This window comes from Synechococcus sp. H55.2 (genome assembly GCF_047462495.1).
GTDB lineage: Bacteria > Cyanobacteriota > Cyanobacteriia > Thermostichales > Thermostichaceae > Thermostichus.
This window is the reverse complement of sequence record NZ_JANSJH010000232.1, coordinates 1-659: the sequence shown is the minus strand read 5'-3', so window position 1 is coordinate 659 and position 659 is coordinate 1. Positions and strand designations below refer to the sequence as shown.

1 protein-coding gene is annotated in these 659 nt (G+C 56.4%); it reads right to left on the bottom strand.

Annotated elements, in window-relative coordinates:
- Positions 1-93 precede the first annotated feature (93 nt).
- Entirely contained in the window at positions 94-231 is a 138-nt protein-coding gene (locus tag NW844_RS13085) for a hypothetical protein (protein WP_414336269.1), read from the bottom strand.
- Between the last annotated feature and the right edge of the window lie 428 nt (positions 232-659).

Sequence of the window (659 nt, the reverse complement as noted above, 5' to 3'; positions counted from 1 at the left end):
AGGGGCTTGAGCACGGCGCCGAGATAGAAAACAGAGCAAATCTTCACCCATTGTGACACGAGGCGATCCTATCCCCTTGGCTTGTCCTAAAGATCACTCCTTGCCCGGCTTTTGCCCAAGCTGCAAATCGGCGGGGGTATTGCAATTGGTGAGCATCGTTTGAGTCTGGCCCAGCAGGCGGGGAAACATTTTCTCGCCAGAGGTGCCAGGCGGGATCCGCCATCGGTGCATAGCGCTTCGGCCAGGGGGGGAGAATGTAAACTGCGTTGGCATAGGCTGCTGCCACCTGGGCCACCCGTCGTAAGAGGGGGATCCCATCCCCAAAGCCTTGTCGGATCCCATGCGGCGGCTGTTGCCCCCGGCCAAAATCAGGACAGCAACCGCAGGTAGGGGATCTCCAAGGCATTTTGGGCGAGGTTGTGGCTCCTTGGTCACCCAACTCTTCCGCTCCCGTTGGTTAAAAACTCAGGTGTTGTTGTAGCCAACCTGCGGAAGGGTTTTGACATACTCCCTACTCTAAAGAACGAGGGTTCTTGTTAGATTACTGGCCGGGACAGGATTGCTTGTTCTCAGTTACAAGGGCAAGAGCCTAGCATAGAGATCTAGCCCCCCTCACTGTTGCGTTGCCGCTATGTCTGAGCCTTCTGGCCGTCTGGTTT

Bases quoted from the DNA above. Each gene is read 5' to 3' on its own strand.
- NW844_RS13085 (WP_414336269.1), bottom strand. From the start codon at position 231: ATGCACCGATGGCGGATCCCGCCTGGCACCTCTGGCGAGAAAATGTTT.